Origin of the sequence: Mycobacterium riyadhense, from assembly GCF_963853645.1 — a bacterium.
Taxonomy (GTDB): Bacteria; Actinomycetota; Actinomycetes; order Mycobacteriales; family Mycobacteriaceae; genus Mycobacterium; species Mycobacterium riyadhense.
The window spans coordinates 3,543,652-3,560,307 of sequence record NZ_OY970456.1 but is presented as its reverse complement, the minus strand read 5'-3'; the positions used below and the strand labels follow the sequence as shown (position 1 = coordinate 3,560,307).

20 protein-coding genes and 6 pseudogenes are annotated in these 16,656 nt (G+C 63.0%); 19 read left to right on the top strand and 7 right to left on the bottom strand.

Annotated elements, in window-relative coordinates; translation table 11 throughout:
* Nucleotides 1–128 precede the first annotated feature (128 nt).
* The 3 genes from AADZ78_RS15805 (at nucleotide 129) to AADZ78_RS15795 (ending at nucleotide 2,574) form a co-directional block, all read left to right on the top strand.
* Nucleotides 129–386 (top strand): type II toxin-antitoxin system Phd/YefM family antitoxin, encoded by a 258-nt coding sequence (locus AADZ78_RS15805; RefSeq protein WP_085251280.1) that lies wholly within the window; start codon nucleotides 129–131, stop codon nucleotides 384–386.
* The gene (locus tag AADZ78_RS15800) at nucleotides 383–781 is read left to right on the top strand and encodes a type II toxin-antitoxin system VapC family toxin (RefSeq protein ID WP_204903381.1); all 399 of its coding nucleotides are present in this window, start codon (nucleotides 383–385) and stop codon (nucleotides 779–781) included. The genes AADZ78_RS15805 and AADZ78_RS15800 overlap by 4 nt, the downstream gene beginning before the upstream one ends.
* Nucleotides 782–1,026: 245 nt before the next feature.
* Nucleotides 1,027–2,574 (top strand): molybdopterin-dependent oxidoreductase, encoded by a 1,548-nt coding sequence (locus AADZ78_RS15795; protein ID WP_085251279.1) that lies wholly within the window; start codon nucleotides 1,027–1,029, stop codon nucleotides 2,572–2,574.
* Between the two features lie 4 nt (nucleotides 2,575–2,578).
* Here the strand turns inward: AADZ78_RS15795 and AADZ78_RS15790 are convergent, their stop codons facing one another.
* Together AADZ78_RS15790 and AADZ78_RS15785 are read right to left on the bottom strand one after the other, a co-directional pair.
* Nucleotides 2,579–2,779, bottom strand: a complete 201-nt coding sequence (locus AADZ78_RS15790) for a hypothetical protein (protein ID WP_085251278.1) — start codon at nucleotides 2,777–2,779, stop codon at nucleotides 2,579–2,581.
* 323 nt (nucleotides 2,780–3,102) lie between these two features.
* Nucleotides 3,103–3,669: an FKBP-type peptidyl-prolyl cis-trans isomerase gene (locus tag AADZ78_RS15785; RefSeq protein WP_085251277.1), complete on the bottom strand. Its 567-nt coding sequence runs from the start codon at nucleotides 3,667–3,669 to the stop codon at nucleotides 3,103–3,105.
* A 147-nt stretch (nucleotides 3,670–3,816) separates the two neighbouring features.
* On the opposite strand from AADZ78_RS15785, the gene AADZ78_RS15780 reads away from it, so the two are divergent.
* Nucleotides 3,817–4,392, top strand: a complete 576-nt coding sequence (locus AADZ78_RS15780; protein ID WP_239656716.1) for a hypothetical protein — start codon at nucleotides 3,817–3,819, stop codon at nucleotides 4,390–4,392.
* Nucleotides 4,393–4,500: 108 nt separating this feature from the next.
* On the opposite strand, the gene AADZ78_RS15775 is transcribed toward AADZ78_RS15780, so the two are convergent.
* Entirely contained in the window at nucleotides 4,501–4,971 is a 471-nt protein-coding gene (locus AADZ78_RS15775; RefSeq protein WP_239655135.1) for an STAS/SEC14 domain-containing protein, read from the bottom strand.
* A gap of 635 nt (nucleotides 4,972–5,606) precedes the next feature.
* On the bottom strand, nucleotides 5,607–6,215 hold the full coding sequence (locus tag AADZ78_RS15770) for a DUF7711 family protein (protein ID WP_085251275.1): 609 nt from the start codon (nucleotides 6,213–6,215) through the stop codon (nucleotides 5,607–5,609).
* A 430-nt stretch (nucleotides 6,216–6,645) separates the two neighbouring features.
* Here AADZ78_RS15770 and AADZ78_RS15765 point away from each other — a divergent pair, with 430 nt between their 5' ends.
* Nucleotides 6,646–6,852, top strand: a complete 207-nt coding sequence (locus AADZ78_RS15765) for a DUF2191 domain-containing protein (RefSeq protein WP_085251274.1) — start codon at nucleotides 6,646–6,648, stop codon at nucleotides 6,850–6,852.
* The gene (locus tag AADZ78_RS15760; RefSeq protein WP_085251273.1) at nucleotides 6,843–7,265 is read left to right on the top strand and encodes a PIN domain-containing protein; all 423 of its coding nucleotides are present in this window, start codon (nucleotides 6,843–6,845) and stop codon (nucleotides 7,263–7,265) included. Before AADZ78_RS15765 ends, AADZ78_RS15760 begins: the two co-directional genes overlap by 10 nt.
* A 242-nt stretch (nucleotides 7,266–7,507) precedes the next feature.
* Here AADZ78_RS15760 and AADZ78_RS15755 read toward each other — a convergent pair.
* Nucleotides 7,508–7,738, bottom strand: a pseudogene (locus tag AADZ78_RS15755) (IS1380 family transposase); the annotation flags it as partial.
* A gap of 202 nt (nucleotides 7,739–7,940) precedes the next feature.
* Between AADZ78_RS15755 and AADZ78_RS15750 the strand changes: the two are divergent.
* The 5 genes and pseudogenes from AADZ78_RS15750 to AADZ78_RS15735 all read left to right on the top strand — a co-directional run bounded on the left by AADZ78_RS15750 (nucleotide 7,941) and on the right by AADZ78_RS15735 (nucleotide 11,191).
* On the top strand, nucleotides 7,941–8,801 hold the full coding sequence (locus AADZ78_RS15750) for a hypothetical protein (RefSeq protein ID WP_139828795.1): 861 nt from the start codon (nucleotides 7,941–7,943) through the stop codon (nucleotides 8,799–8,801).
* Between the two features lie 116 nt (nucleotides 8,802–8,917).
* A complete protein-coding gene (locus tag AADZ78_RS15745; protein WP_139828794.1) occupies nucleotides 8,918–9,745 on the top strand; it encodes a hypothetical protein in 828 nt (275 codons plus the stop codon).
* 34 nt (nucleotides 9,746–9,779) lie between these two features.
* A pseudogene (locus AADZ78_RS29125) lies at nucleotides 9,780–10,352 on the top strand (dihydrofolate reductase family protein).
* Between the two features lie 171 nt (nucleotides 10,353–10,523).
* A pseudogene (locus AADZ78_RS29120) lies at nucleotides 10,524–10,599 on the top strand (hypothetical protein); the annotation flags it as partial.
* Nucleotides 10,600–10,762: 163 nt separating this feature from the next.
* Nucleotides 10,763–11,191: a cellulose-binding domain-containing protein gene (locus AADZ78_RS15735; protein ID WP_085251270.1), complete on the top strand. Its 429-nt coding sequence runs from the start codon at nucleotides 10,763–10,765 to the stop codon at nucleotides 11,189–11,191.
* Between the two features lie 323 nt (nucleotides 11,192–11,514).
* Here AADZ78_RS15735 and AADZ78_RS15730 read toward each other — a convergent pair whose 3' ends face one another.
* Together AADZ78_RS15730 and AADZ78_RS15725 are read right to left on the bottom strand one after the other, a co-directional pair.
* Complete coding sequence (locus AADZ78_RS15730) at nucleotides 11,515–12,081, bottom strand: dihydrofolate reductase family protein (protein WP_085251269.1); 567 nt, start codon at nucleotides 12,079–12,081, stop codon at nucleotides 11,515–11,517.
* A gap of 43 nt (nucleotides 12,082–12,124) precedes the next feature.
* Nucleotides 12,125–12,645: pseudogene (locus tag AADZ78_RS15725) on the bottom strand (transposase); the annotation flags it as partial.
* A 121-nt stretch (nucleotides 12,646–12,766) separates the two neighbouring features.
* Between AADZ78_RS15725 and AADZ78_RS15720 the strand changes: the two are divergent.
* From AADZ78_RS15720 to AADZ78_RS15685, 8 genes and pseudogenes are all read left to right on the top strand, one after another.
* Nucleotides 12,767–13,003 carry a CopG family ribbon-helix-helix protein gene (locus tag AADZ78_RS15720; RefSeq protein WP_139828793.1) on the top strand — a complete coding sequence of 79 codons (237 nt, stop codon included), beginning with the start codon at nucleotides 12,767–12,769 and terminating at the stop codon, nucleotides 13,001–13,003.
* Nucleotides 13,003–13,437, top strand: coding sequence for a type II toxin-antitoxin system VapC family toxin (locus tag AADZ78_RS15715; protein WP_085251267.1), 435 nt, complete (start codon nucleotides 13,003–13,005; stop codon nucleotides 13,435–13,437). The genes AADZ78_RS15720 and AADZ78_RS15715 overlap by 1 nt, the downstream gene beginning before the upstream one ends.
* A gap of 136 nt (nucleotides 13,438–13,573) precedes the next feature.
* Nucleotides 13,574–14,155 carry an IS607 family transposase gene (locus AADZ78_RS15710; protein WP_085253562.1) on the top strand — a complete coding sequence of 194 codons (582 nt, stop codon included), beginning with the start codon at nucleotides 13,574–13,576 and terminating at the stop codon, nucleotides 14,153–14,155.
* Nucleotides 14,155–14,697, top strand: coding sequence for a hypothetical protein (locus AADZ78_RS15705; RefSeq protein WP_139829111.1), 543 nt, complete (start codon nucleotides 14,155–14,157; stop codon nucleotides 14,695–14,697). The genes AADZ78_RS15710 and AADZ78_RS15705 overlap by 1 nt, the downstream gene beginning before the upstream one ends.
* 2 nt (nucleotides 14,698–14,699) lie before the next feature.
* A pseudogene (locus AADZ78_RS15700) lies at nucleotides 14,700–15,599 on the top strand (IS607 family element RNA-guided endonuclease TnpB); the annotation flags it as partial.
* 49 nt (nucleotides 15,600–15,648) lie between these two features.
* The gene (locus AADZ78_RS15695) at nucleotides 15,649–15,885 is read left to right on the top strand and encodes a type II toxin-antitoxin system Phd/YefM family antitoxin (protein ID WP_204807139.1); all 237 of its coding nucleotides are present in this window, start codon (nucleotides 15,649–15,651) and stop codon (nucleotides 15,883–15,885) included.
* Between the two features lie 20 nt (nucleotides 15,886–15,905).
* Nucleotides 15,906–16,304: a type II toxin-antitoxin system VapC family toxin gene (locus AADZ78_RS15690; protein ID WP_085251843.1), complete on the top strand. Its 399-nt coding sequence runs from the start codon at nucleotides 15,906–15,908 to the stop codon at nucleotides 16,302–16,304.
* A 230-nt stretch (nucleotides 16,305–16,534) separates the two neighbouring features.
* Nucleotides 16,535–16,654 (top strand): annotated as a pseudogene (locus tag AADZ78_RS15685) (acyl-CoA dehydrogenase); the annotation flags it as partial.
* Nucleotides 16,655–16,656 lie beyond the last annotated feature (2 nt).

Here is a 16,656-nt window from a genome sequence, read left to right as displayed (position 1 = left end):
AACCTCCTGGGCCACAATGCAATATCCAGTGAGTTACTGGCAACTCTGCGTGTTCGGCTCCTGCATATTCCCGAACTGCTGCCCCACGGCACCAGCCTTAGCGGCTACATTGATGCTACAGCCGTAGCATGTCCGAAGTGGCTTCCCGAGAATTGCGCAACAACACCGCCGGGCTGCTACGGCGCGTCCAGGCCGGTGAAGACATCACCGTCACCGTCAACGGCAAGCCCATCGCGCGTCTCACTGCGCTGCAACCGACCCGGCGCAGGTGGTTGAGTCGTGAGCTGATCGGGAGGCTTGAGCGCGCGCAAGCGGATCCGGGGTTGCGTCAAGACCTCGCTGAACTGGTCGGCGACACCACCGACGACCTTGGTCCTGTCCTGTGACCTCCGCCGGGGTGCTCGATACGTCAGTTTTCATCGCGCAGGACAGCGGTCGGCCGCTTGATGCGTCACTACTACCCGAGGAAGTCGCGACAACCGTGGTCACGGTAGCCGAGCTCAATCTCGGAGTGCTCGCGGCCGCCTCGGCGGACATTCGAGCACAGCGGCTGGCAACACTCGACGCGATCGCTGACATAGTGGCCTTGCCGGTCGACGACAACGCGGCGCGCATGTGGGTGCGGCTTCGAATCCACCTGACTGAGACCGGTCATCGGGTCCGGATCAATGATCTGTGGATCGGGGCCGTCGCAGCTTCCAGGGGATTGCCGGTGGTGACGCAAGATGACGACTTTGATCCGCTCCGCGGAGTTGCCGGCCTGACCATCATTCAGGTCTAACGCTGCCGCACCCGACCGGCAGCAGCGGCGGTGCGAGCGGCCAGGGGCGTCTTGCCGGTGCCGGGCGGTCGGTGCGCCGCCAGGGCACGACGAGTCAGGGTTCAGGGCATCCTGGCTCTACTACAAGCTGGACTCATGTGCGGGCGCCCGGCAATACGCCCGACACCCCACGCCGGTGTCGCCGATTCGTCCGTACGGCAAGGTGTTTGCGGCCGTTGCGAGGGAACGCGAGTACAGTAACTGCGATGGCTGTACCCCCGTCGAATGAGCGGATGATTGCCGGGGTCGCCGCCGCGTCCATCTCGCTCGCGGTAGCCCAGCTGATAGGTATCCCATTCGGTGCGCGGGCCGACGCGCGTACTGCGATCGGCTCAGTGGCCATCGACCTGACACCGGGGCCGATCAAAGAGTGGGCGATTCAGACGTTGGGCTCTCTGGACAAACTCTTCGTCGCTGCCGTCGTACTCGTGGTGATCGCCGCGATCGCTGCCATTGCCGGAACCCTCGAGACCCAGCGCCGCCCGCTTGGCAGCGCCGTGATCGCCGCGGCTGGCGTCGTTGGGTGCCTCGCGGTGCTGTCTCAGCGGGGTGCCACAGCACTCGACACGATCCCCACCCTCGCGGGCGCCGCCTGCGGCGTGGCGGCCCTACGCCTGCTCGCCCGTCGATTCTGGCCCGCCCCGGCAGACCCGGAAGACAGACCGGACCACAACGAGCCCGATGCCGACAGGCGACGGTTAGTCATGATCGGATTGCTCGGATTCGGAATTGTCAGCGGGGTGGTGGGCGCGGTCATCACACGGTTGGTGCATTCGGTGTCCGCTGACCGCGCCAGCTTCACACTGCCGCGACCGCTCACGTCGGCGCCACCAATACCCGCTGATGTGCAACCGAACGGCGTTGCGCTACCAAGCTTTATTACCGCCAGTGCCGACTTTTACCGAGTCGACACCGCACTCAGTGTTCCCCAGCTCAGCCACCGCGACTGGCGACTGCGCATCCACGGCATGGTGGACCACGAGGCCAGTTACAGCTTCGACGACCTCGACCACTTCGAGGTCATCGAAACGGTAACAACATTAACCTGCGTATCGAATCCCGTTGGAGGCAACCTGATTTCGACGGGCATCTGGACAGGCTACCGGGTGGCTGATCTGCTGGCCGCGGCCGGTGTGCACGCGGACGCCGACATGCTGCTCTCTACGTCGATCGACGGTTTCACCGCCGGCACGCCAGTGCAGGCACTCACCGATGGCCGCGACGCGCTCCTGGCGGTCGGCCTCAACGGTCAGCCGCTGCCGATCGAGCATGGCTACCCCGCTCGGTTGGTAGTAGCCGGGCTCTACGGGTACGTGTCGGCCACCAAGTGGGTCGTCGAGATGGAGCTGACCCGCTTCGACAGAGCAGAGGCGTTCTGGACGCGCCAAGGCTGGGCACCGCGTGCACCCATCAAGACCGAGTCGCGGATCGACGTGCCGAAACGTGGCCAGAAGGTACCGTTGGGGCCGGTGGTGTTTGGGGGTGTCGCTTGGGCGCAGAATCGTGGCGTGCGCGCCGTCGAGGTCCGCATCGACGACGGCGGGTGGCAGCCCGCTGAACAGGGCGCAAGCTATTCCAACGAGACGTGGCGGTTGTGGAGTTTCCCCTGGCAGGCGAAAAGCCCTGGGAAACACACCATCACGGTGCGCGCCACCGACAACACCGGAACTGTCCAAACTGCAGATCAGGTTGGTCCCGTCCCAGACGGCGCCACCGGCTGGCACACAGTGGATTTCACCGTGACGAAGACATGAAGCACTATTTCGACGAGATTTTGCGCCAGCTCAATACCGCAATCACGATGCCGATCAGCACGGTGATCGGACCAATGATGGACCAGGTCGTGGTGTTGCTCATCGGGCTACCGCCAAGCACTCCGAATCCCTGGAGCGCCCAGATTAAGCCGAACAGCGCGATGATCAACCCGACCGCGAATGTCACGATGAAAGCCCTGCTCATATGGAGATGCTACGCGCGAATTGTGCTTGATCCATAGCACTGGCAGGGCCGCCGAAACCTCTTGGACCACAATGCAGTATCCAGTCCCGGAATGGTTGCCTGTATTCGGCAGCGGTTCTCGGACATCTGTGACACGGAGATGCCAGCAATCTCGCCGCAACTGGAGCGTTGGACTCGCAACACGCAACGTCGATGACTTTGCCAACCCGTGAAAAGCGGTGGGGAACAATGTAAAACGGAGCAGATTGCTGGTCTCGTAGGGGGATAGCCGGCGCTGACGAGGTGGGTGACGACTCAGGCAGTGCGGTTCACATCGTCGCAGCTCAGCTCGAGGCACCAAGGATCTTGATCGCGAAGATGAGCGTGTCGCCCGGCCGGATTCCGGCACTGGGCTGACCGTCGGGGTAGCCGTCCGCGGAGGTCATTGCGACGGCGACCGTGGAGCCGACAGTTTGTCCCGCGATGGCTTTCTGGAAGCCTGGCACGACTCCGGCAAGCGGGAAGTTAATGGGGGCGCCCCGTTCGTAGCTACTGTCGAACACCGACCCGTCACGTCCATTGACGCCCATGTAGCAGGCGGAGACCCTAGCCACGCCCGGGACCACCGGTCCATCTCCGGCGTGCAGCGTATGCACCTGGGTCTGGGTCACGCTGAACGGTGCCATCACGTGTACGCGCGGAGCCGTCGTATCCGTGGATCCGGTGACCGCGATGCTGCCGGTGGTCCCGGCCAGCGTCCAGTCCGGTGTTCCACCGTTCGGCGGTGCTGCGGTGGGGCACGTGGCGGCCGCGGCTGCCTTGCCCGACGCAGCCAACGTCAGAACGGTTGCCGCGACACAGGCCGCGAGCGCGACGGAGGAATACACCCAGAAAGACTTCACGGCGGTCACGCTACAGCCACCTATTGGGAGCCGACCTGGTAGCCCTTCGCGGGGTGAGGGGCCGGTGATCGTGTCGGGACGAGACCGCACGGTTCCTCGGGCGCCGACGCGCCGCCACTCACGCCCGTTTCGTCTCGCCAGTGAGACACTCACGTCATGGAATCTGTGCGTGTGCACGATCTCCGCAACAAAGACGGAGAGGTCCTAGACCGGTACCGGGGCCGTCTGGTCGCCATCGCGCTGGTCGCGATGATGCCCGCGATCGCAGTCAGTGCTGTGCTCGCCGGGCGCAGCGCGGCAGATCCAGGGTGCGTGAACGGGCAATCGGATGCCAGCCCCACCGGCAAGGGCCAGCAGGTGATCGTGGACTATTTCAAGGCGGTCAACAACCAGGACTACGCCAAGGCATGGGGATATCTGGGCCGGCCGGTGCGCGCCGCGTACGGTGCGAAATCCGCGGCGCAGGACGCAAACGGCTTGTCCAGCTTCTCGTCGATCATGCGCAGGCACCTGAAGTGTGTGCGAGTCACCACCGTCGCCAGCGCCAACGCCACCGACCCAGATGTCTCCGCGTCGCTCGGCCTCCAGTGGTACCAAGTGACATTCGACGCTGAGTACATCACCCCGTTCGAGCCCGGCGTCGCCACGCTACCGCCGTTCTACAAGACGCTTGCCGACCCACATGAACCAGCGCCACCACCGCTCATCATCAACCAGGCAACGAGCCTCTGAAGCCAGCCCACGGCTGAGCCTGGCGCGAAATTCCTTGGCACACAATACGATAGTCCGTGAGTTACCGGTAACCACCGTAGTCGATTCCGTCGTGTCGCGACGAGATGGTCAATGGCCTCGGCGGCCGCGTCTGATGTCACCTCGGAATAGGAGTTTGCCGATGCTCACGACCGCGGCGATGGTGCCGCCGATGTAGGCCCTGGCCATCTGCGGAATGGACGTTTTCGCGCCCTTGGGTAGCGAGGCCAACCACGCCGCCGCCTCATCGCGCTCGTTGTTGGCGTACACGCGTACCGGACACGGCATCCACCGACCGAGATGACGGGCCGGCTCACGAATCCAGTTGACATCGCTGACGAGCGCGCAGCCGTCCAGCAACGGGAGGTAGCTAATACCCAGTCGGGTGTCCGCCAGTAGGGCGCCTAGGGTCAGGCGCTCGAAGTCCGCACCGAATTGGTAGAGCAAACGCAAGCGCCGGTTGGCGTTTCGAGCCCGACCGACCAGTGGCGCGAACACATTCGCGTAGTCGGCTGCTGTTACGGTGCCGAGCGCTTCGAGAGCCTGCACATCGTCCGGCACGTCTGAAAGTTGTTTGAGCACAGAGAGCCTTTCCTACGAGCGGGCTTCTCAGACGCATGCCCAACGAGCTACAGCACGCGTCTGATCGAGCGTCGTATCCGAGGGTAATCCGCACGGATCGCTTGCCGGCGAACAGCCTGCGAGTGGGGGCTACCGGAAGGCGGTGCGCCGGCCGATTTTGGCATGCACCCGACTCGCCGCACGATCAGGTGGTTGGGATAGCGGTGCGAGAATATGGGCGGCCCGGGTGGGGTCGGGGACGACATCGGGTTCTAGCAGCCACTGTACGATGAGCGTGGCCGAACTCGCGATAGTTGCTGTGGTGGTGCGGAATTCGTGGTGGTGTGCACCGAGTTGGTCGCGGAGTTCGGGCGAGCACTGCGCCGCTGCTAGCGATGTTAATCGCCCCGTGCCTACTCCGATCAAGCCATCAAAGGGCAACTCGCTGCAGCGCGCCACGATCTAAAGCCTTGCAGCACAAGGTGGATGTGATGCTCGGTCAGTACCGCGGTCGCGCGTCCGAAGGCTGGCTTCATCAGGGTGATCTCGGACGGCGCCTATCGGTGAACTCGAGCCGCCCCAGAGCCGACGATCTTGCCGCTATGCGTGAGGCCTTCGAGGAGCCGTGCAGCTAATCACTGTTTCGGATTGCCAACGGCGTCCAGCATCTCCGCCACAGCGGTCGCCGCCCGCCACAGGTGATCCTCGGGCGATTCGTCATAGCCTTTGTGGCGCCGGCGCCAGTCGCGGTCCCAGTAGGCCTCGAGCACAGATTGGAGGTGCGCACGAGACGCTGCAAGTTCAGCCTGCGCCTGTGTCGTCAGCTCGCCGTCGGATGGCTCGACAATGGCCAGGCGCTCAAGGCGCCGTGACTGGAGGGCCTCGATGGCCGACGAATCCAGGCCGCTGTCAGCGGCCCAGAACTTCAGTACACGCCGATGCTGATAAGTCCACGCCGGCCACGCGCGCGGTCGGTAGCACCAGGTAAACGGCCGCTTACCGAGTCTCAGTTGGTGGCCGATCGCTTCTCCGGCAGGGTGCATGGCCAGCCAGGGGAGCTCCTGGGCGGGAAGATCGAGAACCAGCACGACCGCTCCCGCTTCCAGGGTCTCCGCGAAGGACAGCAGCTCCCCGGTCACCCACATTTCGTAGAGTGGCCATCGACGTGTGTCGCCGAGTTCGAGCCACTGCGACGCGACCTCCGCCATCTCGACGAGGTGCCCGATGGCCGTCGAACGCTTCATGGCGTTAGCCTAAGCGCGTTGACCAGGCGCCACAGCACCCGCCTCTGACATGACGCCAACTATGGTCAGACCGCGCAGCCTATCGGCACGGTGCAAGGTCTATTGAGAAGAGTGCCAACTGTATTGAGGCGGGATAGCGGCGCTGATCCAGCTGATGCAAAACAGACAGGACCGCGACGGTTGAGGGCGCTGATTGATGAATCGGCGGGATTTACGGGTAACCCGCCATATTCGCCCCCGCCGTATTCCTCCCGGCCGTCTCAAGCCGATCGGTTCGTCTTGCCGTTACCTCAAGCGCCTCCTAAATTTTGGTGTATGGTCGCTCGACATGGCGCCCACATGGTAAACCGCACCTGGAGTTTCCTCGCCCACGAACCGGGAAGTATATGCTGATTGGGCAAGGCATATATACGTTCCCCGAGAGGTCGGAATGCCCAAGAGATTGATCGACCTGGACGATGAGCTGCTGGCGGCCGCGCAGCGAGAACTAAGGACCACTGGAGTCTCAGACACTGTGCGGATCGCGCTGCAGCAAGCGGCGGCCAAGTCCGCGAGGGCTCGCCAGATCGACTGGCTTGAGCATGGTGGCCTTGAGGACATGGCCAATCCGGATGAGCGCGGGGAAGTGTGGCGCTGATCGCCCGTTATCTAATCGATACCAGCGCCGCCGCGAGAATGCGCCACCCAGAGGTATCGCGGCGCTTGCGACCGCTTATCGAAGGCGGCGTGGTCGCGACAACGGCGTCGCTGGATGCCGAAGCGCTCTACAGCGCCCGCGGGCCGGCCGAATGCGAACAGCTCTGGGCGGACCGCCGCGACGCCTACGAGTATCTGCCGACCAATGACGAGCATTGGCAGACCGCACTGGGCGCACAGCGAGCATTGGCGCGAACCGGCCAACATCGAGCCGTTGGCGTGGCCGACTTGCTTACCGCCACCCTCGCGGCCGCACACCAACTCACCGTTGTCCACTACGACGCTGACTTCGAAACGGCTGCAACGGTATTGACGTTCCAGCACCGATGGGTGCTAGCACGCGGGAGCGTCTAATCGGATGAGCGTTTTTTCATGGATAATGACCAACGCCATGATCAAAGGTGCTTGGTGGTCGTCCGAACGTCGGGGGCCGAACGGTTATGCCAGCCCGGCCCCTTCTTAGCCTCGATCCACCGAACCCCCGGCTTGACCGGTTAGCGGTGTAGTTGATCTTGATCGACCGGGATGTGGGTGTGGGTGAGCAGTTGGTCTGCCCAGCTATCCTGTTTGTTCGGGTCGGGCCTTGCGGCGGGTGGTCAGACAGGGATAGTCATCGGTTGTTGCCGTTGTCCGAAGATGTTGCACCACAAGCGAAGCCATGCATCTGCCAAGGGCCAGCGACTGGGCGGATGCAGGACCGCTCGCCGTTGTGGGCGGGTCAGGCGGGCGGGAATGTTGACGATCTTGCGGCGCAGGGTGGCTCCGCGCGCGACAGCGTGGGGCCTGCCGGCCAGTGTTGCCGCGGCGCGTTGCAGGTTGTGGGCGATCCCGCCGAAACATGCTGCTATGTAGGTCTTTTAACTCAATGGCACTGCGGGAGTTGACCACGGGCCAGTCAGAGTAGGTCTGATTCATCTGATGAAAACAGAGTACTTTGCGGTTGCCGCCCGCCAAGGTACCCAAATGAGTTTTCGGCGCCAGCGTACTGACAATGCACGCCCGCGTGTCTCATGGGTTTACGATGTCGCCGTGGCGGATGTGACGGTGGCAATATTTACGTTCACCCGAAACGAAGCGACCGCCGTAACGGAGTTGCTGACACGCCTGTACATCGACCTACCGGTGTTTGGAACAACGATCTGGACGTCGACAAAGCTAGGGGAAGAGGTACTAGAGGGCCGCCTGTCTGACGGCCGGACGGCCAGGGTAGAGCACCATCCACTGAGTGCCCAAGGGAATGTCGTTGCAGCGGCGGCTCTCAGTAGGTCAACCCGGGAGAACCGGGCCGACTACTACGTCTTCTATGGCTGCTGCGGAACAGTCGACTCGAAGCTGGTTGGTCAGGTGTTTCGGGCTGAAAGGGTGTCATACCTATCACTGGGAGTGGTAGCTGCCTCGGCCGACGGCGAGGTCGTCAAGCTACAGAACAAATGGATCGTCCGCACGCAACCTAACGAGCAAGCTCCGCTTGACCCGATTGAGCTGGGAGGCGGGGCAGCGGGCGCACCGGGTTCTATGTTGGGGTTGGACGTTCCCGACGCCCACGTTCTTGCAACCGACAAGGTGATCAAGATCTCGCCAGGTGTTGCACCAGTGCCAATCGATACGCCACCCAGCGGTCCCATCTACGCCAAGGGGGACTGGACGTACTCGCTGGCGCTTGCCCTGTACTCCCGAATGACGACTAAGCCCGTACTCGTCGACATGGAGTCCTTCGGTATCGCTTCCACGATGCGCGCGTTGGGCTTGTGTGAGCGCGTGCTCGTCCTGCGCGTTGCAACAGACTCCTTGAGTGATAAGGCGGATCAAAGCGATCTGGATCAACTCGACTTCCTGAGAGCGGGATTGGCCGAGCTGGCTGCTGCGATAGCTACTATCCTGGGAATCTAATGACGCCGGAGCGGAAACCGCGGACTCTCGAGGACGAAGTGCGTAGATTACGCGCCGGCGTTGTGCGGCGCGCGCCTTCGACGCGTGATCCACGGGACTCGGAAATGGTTCGTGTCGTGTCGGCCGCGTCCCTAGCCTGGGACGGTCAGGTGGACCGGGTCGATCGTTTCTCGCGTCCGCTCCTGCCATCCGGCGCCCCGACTGAAGAGCGAGCCAACCCGGCGGTGACATCACAGCTTTTCTTAGCGCAGGTGGCTTCCGACTATCGACGCGTGGCGTCATGCGAACTCAACCTCCGCGAGGTGGAAGCACGGCGGAATTCAGATAAGGGCGCGGCGGCCCTAGAGCGTGCCGGTGTTGTAAGCCGACCAGTGGCGCCGCTAGCTGTCGGCCAATACCTTGCGGCTCATGAATCTGCCGCGGACGGTGATTTGGCGAGTGTGGTGGTGCCATGGATGTTGTCTGCGGAGGATGCAGATCTCGAATCGCGATGCGCTGCGACATTCGGCGATGTGCTCGGTCCCTTGGTTCAGGTCGCACTCGATGAGTCGCATGACCGCACTCCGGTAGTGCTGCCCAATTGGTGTAGCCGCGTGGGAGATGCATGGTGCAAAGAGTTCTTTGCAGCAGGGGCTCAGATTCTGAAATATCCGGCCTTGCTTAGCTCTTCACAAATAGAAGGGGAAGTGATCATCTCTTCCCGCGACGGCTTAGTTGATGTTAAAGAGACCATAAACAATGTCGTTGCACTCGCAGAAGCCTTCCGCCCTGTGGAAGATGTGCGAGTCAGTGCCGCTGGGAGCAAGAACAAACCGAAGATCGAGCTCGTTCTATCGGGCGACAGGCTCAGACCAGACGAGCTCAATCTGTTCCTGAGTAGTGTCCAGGACATACCCGCAGATGTAATGATCCTGGCGGACACCTCGAGCGTCACTCCATTCTGATTGCTCAACGACACAATGCTTTCACCCAACTTCGTTGGCCCGCTTCAGGAGCACGTTATGCGACCCCCTTGGGTATTCCATCAACGTCACGTTGGGCGGGTGCTGCGACCATCGCGCAATCGTCCCGGACGAAGACTTGCATCGTCACGCGACTGATGTCCTCGACCAGGCCGATGCCCTTCTCTTCGGTCGGGTGACCTACGAAATGATGGAGGAAGCGTGGCGGTCGCCGGCGCGACCTGGGGCGAGGCCTGAGTGGATGGAACACTTTGCCCGAACGATCGACGCGGCAGAGAAGTACGTCGTGTCGAGCACCCTGGACCGGGTGGATTGGAACGCGGAGCTCGTGCGCGGGGATTTTGGGAAGGCTGTGCAACGGCTCAAGCGCGAGTCGGGTAAGGGACTGTATGTGGGGGAGTGAAGCCTCCCGCTCGCGTTGGCGGAGCTGGGATTGATCGATGAGTACGAGTTCGTCGTGCAGCGCAGGCTTGCCGGTCATGGGCCGACGTTGTTCGCTGGGCTATCGAAGCATGTCGACTTGAAGCTCGTGGACCTGCTCGAGTTCCGCTCAGGGGCGGTGGCGATGCGGTGTAGGCCGAGGACGTAGCCTTCGGCACATACGGGCGCCAAACTACGAAACATACAGTCGAACAAGCGAATACAGGTCCAGATCAGTATGGCAGACGCGCAGATAGCAACAATCTGCCGTAACTGGAGCGCTGGACTCGCGACCCGCAGCGTCGATGACTTCGTCGACACCGGTGTCGACGCAGCGAATCGCGGAACAACTGAGGTCGGGAACGTGCAACCGGTATACCGGCGCGCACCGTGACGCCTTATCGGGGGAGGCTGCGTTCTGGCTTTCCCCGTCCGCAAGTTCGCGTTCGGCCAAGCCGATACATGGTTCAGGGTGGATCGAGGCTAAAATTTCATGACGGTTTCAGTTGAGCAAAGTTACTGCAGCTTGCTCACGATGCGACGGCCGATATCGCCCGTTTGGCTTTAGTGTTGGCTGCTATGGCCGGACTGAACAATTGCGTGAAGCGCTGGCGGACAGCGCTTCACGCAACCGTGTCGGCATTGATAGTTGCCATCCTCGGACTCACCGCCACCCCCATAGCCCACGCGGCTGCGGCATCGGCCACATTGTCGGTGGAACATACGTGGCAGACCGGTTTCATCGCCCGCTTCACCATCACCAACTCGAGCATGGTGCCGCTCGCCGATTGGAAGCTTGAATTCGACATGCCGGTGGGACAATCCGTCTCGCACACGTGGAATAGCACCCTCGCCCAACACGGCACGCACTATGTTCTCACCCCCGCGAATTGGAATCGCGTCATTGCACCCGGCGGTTCAGCCACAGGTGGTCTAAGAGGCGTCCTGAGCGGTTCCTACTCGCCGCCTTCGAATTGTGTACTCAACGGGCAATATTTTTGCACCTAGCCCGACATGCGTGGACATGCCGGTCACTGGGTGTTGTCACTGCGCACGGTGAGCAGCGATAGACAGCGCGGCTAACGTCGAGTGCAGCGGCGATCCGAGCGAAATGAAATCCGCTGGTTGTCAATACCTGTGGATGGGCGAGTTTCAGGCGGCCTCCAGAGTGTTTGCCGGGTCGATCAGTCGTTCTGTGAGTTTCCCGGGTAGCAGTTCGTCGAGCTGCTGGTGGATGTCGAACAGGCCGCAGTGCAGCAGCAGTAACGGGGTGCGGCTCGAGTCGTGTGCCTCGTCGCGCGTCCGCAGCTCGCCTGGCTGTGTGTGTCCGATCAGTCGTGTTTCGCCTCGTAGCGCAGCAGGACCGTGCCACCCGGGAAGGTGCGGTTCTCCAACAGTCGCAACGAGATCCATGACGGCAGTGTCGGGAAGAACGGGGTGCCGCCGCCCACGGCGGTGGGCGTGACCACGATTTGGTACTCGTCCACCAGTCCGGCCTGCACGATCGGCGCGGCCAGCGTCGCGCCGGCCACCTCCAGCCTGCCGTCAGTTTCGGCTTTCAGCTTCGTCACCACCTCGACCGGGTTGCCGCGTTCCAGGCGGGAGTTCCAGTCGACGGACTTACACGTGCGCGAGAACACGACCTTGGGCATTTCGCGCCAGATGCGGGCGAAGTCAACGGTCAAAGGAGTGGCGCCCGGGGCCTTGTCGGCGGTCGGCCAGAACGCGGACATCAGTTCGTAAAGCCGCCGCCCGTAGAACGACAGCGCGGTCTCCCGCTCGAAGTCATTCCAGTACTGGTGCAGCTCTTCGCTGGGATCGGCCCAGTCGATGTTGCCTTGTGCATCGGCGATGTACCCGTCCACCGACACGTTGCAGCCATAGATGAGTTTGCCCATGCAGATCAGACTGCACCGGAGGGCAAAACTCATCGCGACGCCACAGGTGCGGCGCGTTCACGGCGCGCCAGCGTGCCTCAGCGGCCTCGATCATCTGGAACGCCATCGCGAGCCCGGCCGTCCGAGAGCCCGGCCCCTTGGTGACCTTGCTCTGCAAACACGCTGTCGCGAAAGTAGATTCGACGGGGTTCGTCGTGCGCCGATGGGTCCAATATTCGGCCGGGTGGCGGAACTCCAGCAGCATGTCGGCGTCGTCGACGATCGTCGCGGCGGCCTTCGGGAACTTCGCGCCGTAGTCTCGTTCGAACGCGGCGATCGCCGCCCGCGCCTTGTCGGCGTCCTCGGCGTTGTAGATTTCCTTCATCGCCGCCTGGCGCCCGGATGCGCCGACTTCGGAAGCACGGCAAGGACATTCGCCTGCGCGTGGAACCAACAACGCTGCTCCTTCGTATATGGGAAGACGTCACGCAGCGCTTTCCAGAAGCGCAGCGCGCCCTCGCCGACCGCGAGGAACGGGGCGCGCATGCCGCGGCGGCGGCAGTCGCGCAGCAGGTTACATCGAGATGCAACGACCCAATCGCGTCTCAATATAAATGGCGGTTCCGTCGACACGCTGGACCCCGGGGGTTCGTCCAGGCCAGCCCGGAGCTATCCGAGCGGCAATACTCCAAGCTATACTGGCCTCATGTCTAAGGTCATGGTGTCCCTGCCTGATGGCCTCCTTGCGGAGCTTGATGCCGAGGTCAAACGCCGGGGGACGAGCCGGAGCGCGTTGCTAGCCGACGCTGCTCGGCGTGAGCTGGCGCGTCGCGATCCTGCTGACCTGGCTGCGGCGATCGAGCGCTCGGAGCGTCGCTTCCGTGGAGCCGGTAGCTTCGAGTCCGCAGACGTCGTCAGGGTCGACCGTGACGATCGCCCGTGATGCACTTACTCATCGACACATCCGTGTTGATCAAATGGTTCCACGCCGTGGGGGAGAGCGAACTCGCCGAGGCGCGAGCGATACGGGACGCTCACGTCCGTAGCGAGCTTGACGCGCATGTGCTGGATCTTGCGATCTATGAGGTCGGCAATGTGCTGGTGCGGGCACTGAAGTGGACGGCCCGCGATGTCGGCGACCAACTCGACGACCTCCTGGAAATCGTGGGCCCACCGCTCGCTATGTCCCAAGCCTGGCTTCGGGAGGCGGCGGTCCTGGCCGAAAGGCATGCGCTGTCCTTCTATGACGCCAGCTGGGCCGCAACGGCAGCTGCACTGCGGATCCCGCTCGTGAGCGTGGATCGTCGACTCCTGGCCGCCGGCCTCGCGGAAACACCTTCCGCTGTTGTCGATCAGTTAAATCTCAAAATTCAATAGACGCGAAATATGCCGTCGAGTCCCAAGCCTCCTGTCAAAGTCTCAATTTCGCCGTCTCCTTCACCCGCCGCGAAGGGTCACGGACTGTTCACGATTATGTGAGTAAATGTGAGCGAATGTATGTTCTACTGGGTGTGTGAAGTTGGCTGAGTGGGCGCGTGGTAATGGTGTTCACCCTCAGACCGCCTACAGGTGGTTTCGGCAGGGCAAGATGCCGGTGCCCGCTCGGCGGTTGGAGTCGGGAACGATTTGGGTCGACGTGGTGGCGGAGGATGTGGCGGGCCGGGCAGTGCTGTACGCACGGGTGTCTTCGCATGACCAGCGCTCTGATCTGGATCGTCAGGTTGGTCGGTTGACGCAATGGGCCACGTCGAATGGGTATGAGATCGGCGAGGTGGTGTGTGAGGTCGGGTCCGGGCTGAACGGGAAACGGCCGAAGTTGCGGCGGATCTTGTCGGACCCTTCTGCGACGGTGGTGGTTGTGGAGCATCGGGATCGTCTGGCCAGGTTCGGGGTTGAGAATCTTGAGGCTGCGCTTGGTGCGCATGGGCGGCGGATCGTCGTAGCGGATGCGGGTGAGACCACCGACGACCTGGTGCGGGACATGATCGAGGTGCTGACGTCGATGTGCGCGCGCTTGTACGGTCGTCGTGGCGCACGGAATCGGGCGATGCGCGCGGTCACGGCGACAAAGACTGAATCGGGGCAGGTGGGCTGATGGCGAGGATGGGTGGGCTCAAGCGTGTGGCCCGGGCTCTCGGCGTCGCCGGTAGTACGCTGCGGCAACAGGGTTGGGCGACCGCTTCGCCGGCACGCGTCCAAGCGGTCATGGACGATCCACCGGACTGGTCGATCGTTGCGCGACAAAACCGGAGCGAGAAGCGCGCCAGGCAGCACAGGCGGCGCGGGCGTGAGAGCGTCGCCAGGCGCCTGGGCGTATCGGTCCGCGTGGTCAAGGAACGCCACATCACACCCGGGGATAGTGCGGGACTGTGTGCCGCGGCGCCGGATTGGTTGATCGTTGCCCGAGAACGGCGGAGGGCGCAGGCCGAGCGTGAACGGGCCGATGCACAGCGCCGCGCTGCACGTGTGGCCGAGGAACGGGAATTGGCTGAGGCGTATCTGCGGGCGATCACAGACCGTGGTGATACCGATGCCTGGGCGGCCGGCGTGCTGCATGGAGCCGGGATGCACCGTATCGATTTGGGCGATGGCAACGTGGTGCCCATCGTGTCGCCGCCGTTGCGGGTGGTGCGCTGACGGTGATCGTGGCGATGCGCACCTGCGCTCAAGCTGCGAAGGTTGCTGGGTTGACCGGTGGTGTGCAGTTGGCGGGGAAGCCGAAACTTGATGGCACACCAACATTGTCGCGATGGGTGGATGTGGGTGCCGATTTCGAAGCGCATCGAGCGGCGGTGGAATCGGTGTCGGTGTTGTTCGAGCTCTACGACGGGGACGCCGGGTGTTGCCTGGCCTCGGGATCGCCCGGTACGCGATTGCCGACGGGCTGGAGGGTCACCGCGGCCAGGTTCGAGGTGCGGTGGCCCTCTGATATCGATCGGGCCGGGTTGGTGCGGTCGCATTTCGGTGCCCGCCGCAAAGCGTTCAACTGGGGCTTGGCGCAAATCAAAGCCGACTTGGACGCGAAAGCCGTTGATCCGGCCCATGAGTCGGTGGGTTGGGATCTGGGTTCGCTGCGTAAGGCGTGGAACGTCGCTAAGCACGAGGTGGCGCCGTGGTGGGCGGAAAACTCCAAGGAGTGCTACTCGGCGGGGCTGGCCGATCTGGCTTCGGCGTTGGGTAACTGGAGCGCCAGCAAGAAAGGCACCCGAAAGGGCAGGCGGGTGGGTTTCCCCCGATTCCAATCCGCGCGACGCGACCCGGGCCGGGTCCGGTTCACCACCGGCACCATGCGGGTCGAGGACGACCGCCGCACGCTCACGGTGCCGGTGATCGACACCCTGCGAGCCAAGGAAAACACCCGCCGCGTGCAACGCCACCTCGCCTCGGGCCGCGCCCGCATCCTGAACATGACGCTCTCGCAGCGCTGGGGGCGGTTGTTCGTCTCAGTCAGCTACGCGCTACGCACACCCGACACCGACAAGACCCCGGCCCAACCGGCGGTGCGCGCCGGGGTCGACCTCGGGGTCCTGTCGGTGGCGGGAGAATCAGCGTCTCGCTTGGTGTCTCACCGGTGATACACTTGACGATGTGAACACAGTGACCGTGCGCGATCTACGCAACAACGGCGGAGAAGTACTCCGCCGCGTTGAGCACGGCGAGCGGATCGTGGTTACACGCGACGGTGCGCCGGTGGCCGAACTGCGCCCATTGCCCCGTTCCAGCGCCAGCCCGACTGAACTGATTCGTCGCCGCAAGAATCTCCCACGCGTGAACCCAGATGCCCTCCGCCGCGACATCGATAGTCTGATCGATCCGTCGCTGTGACCGAGGCTTCAAGGCGGGGAATGCTGGACACCTCCACAGTGATTCTCCTCGGTGAGATATCCGATCCGACCGAACTGCCTGACGAATCGGTGATTAGCGCGATAACACTGGCGGAGCTGTCCGTAGGTCCGCATGTCGCGCACGATGCCGCTGAGCGCAGCGCACGTCAGCAGCACCTACAGCAGGCTGAGGCTGACTTTGACGTCGTTCCGTTCGACGGCGATTGCGGGCGGGCATTTGGCGGCGTTGCCGCGGCGCTGCGCGCATCGGGGCGCAAGCCAGCTGCGCGCGCGTACGACGCGCTTATTGCCGCGACCGCAATCGCACATGCTGTTCCGCTCTACACCTGCAATCCAGACGACTTCGCGGGTGTCCCGCGGTTGGAACTCCGCCCAGTCGCCCACCCGCACCATCGATAGGGAGGGGATTCTGCACGCTTGGCCAGCCGTGGACAATGACGACCACCAACAGCGAAACACTTTGGGGTGCTTTGCAATATGCGGTAGTTCACTGGATATAGGCGGTATCAAGATGTGTTGAATTCCTCGACACCTAGGTGGCCGGACCTGGTCACCGTGACGAATACGCGTAGGCCAGCCGGGTGATGTCCACGTCCACGCCGAGGTCGGTCGCTCCCAGTCTGGAGTAAATGCCTTTCAGCGGCATCACGCTACGACCGATCAAGGCGATCGACGGCGGCCGCGAGGTCAACGCGGTGCTCGTCTCCGACGTCCGGGTGCTGGCTGATCAACTTGTCGTGCAAGAGAACTA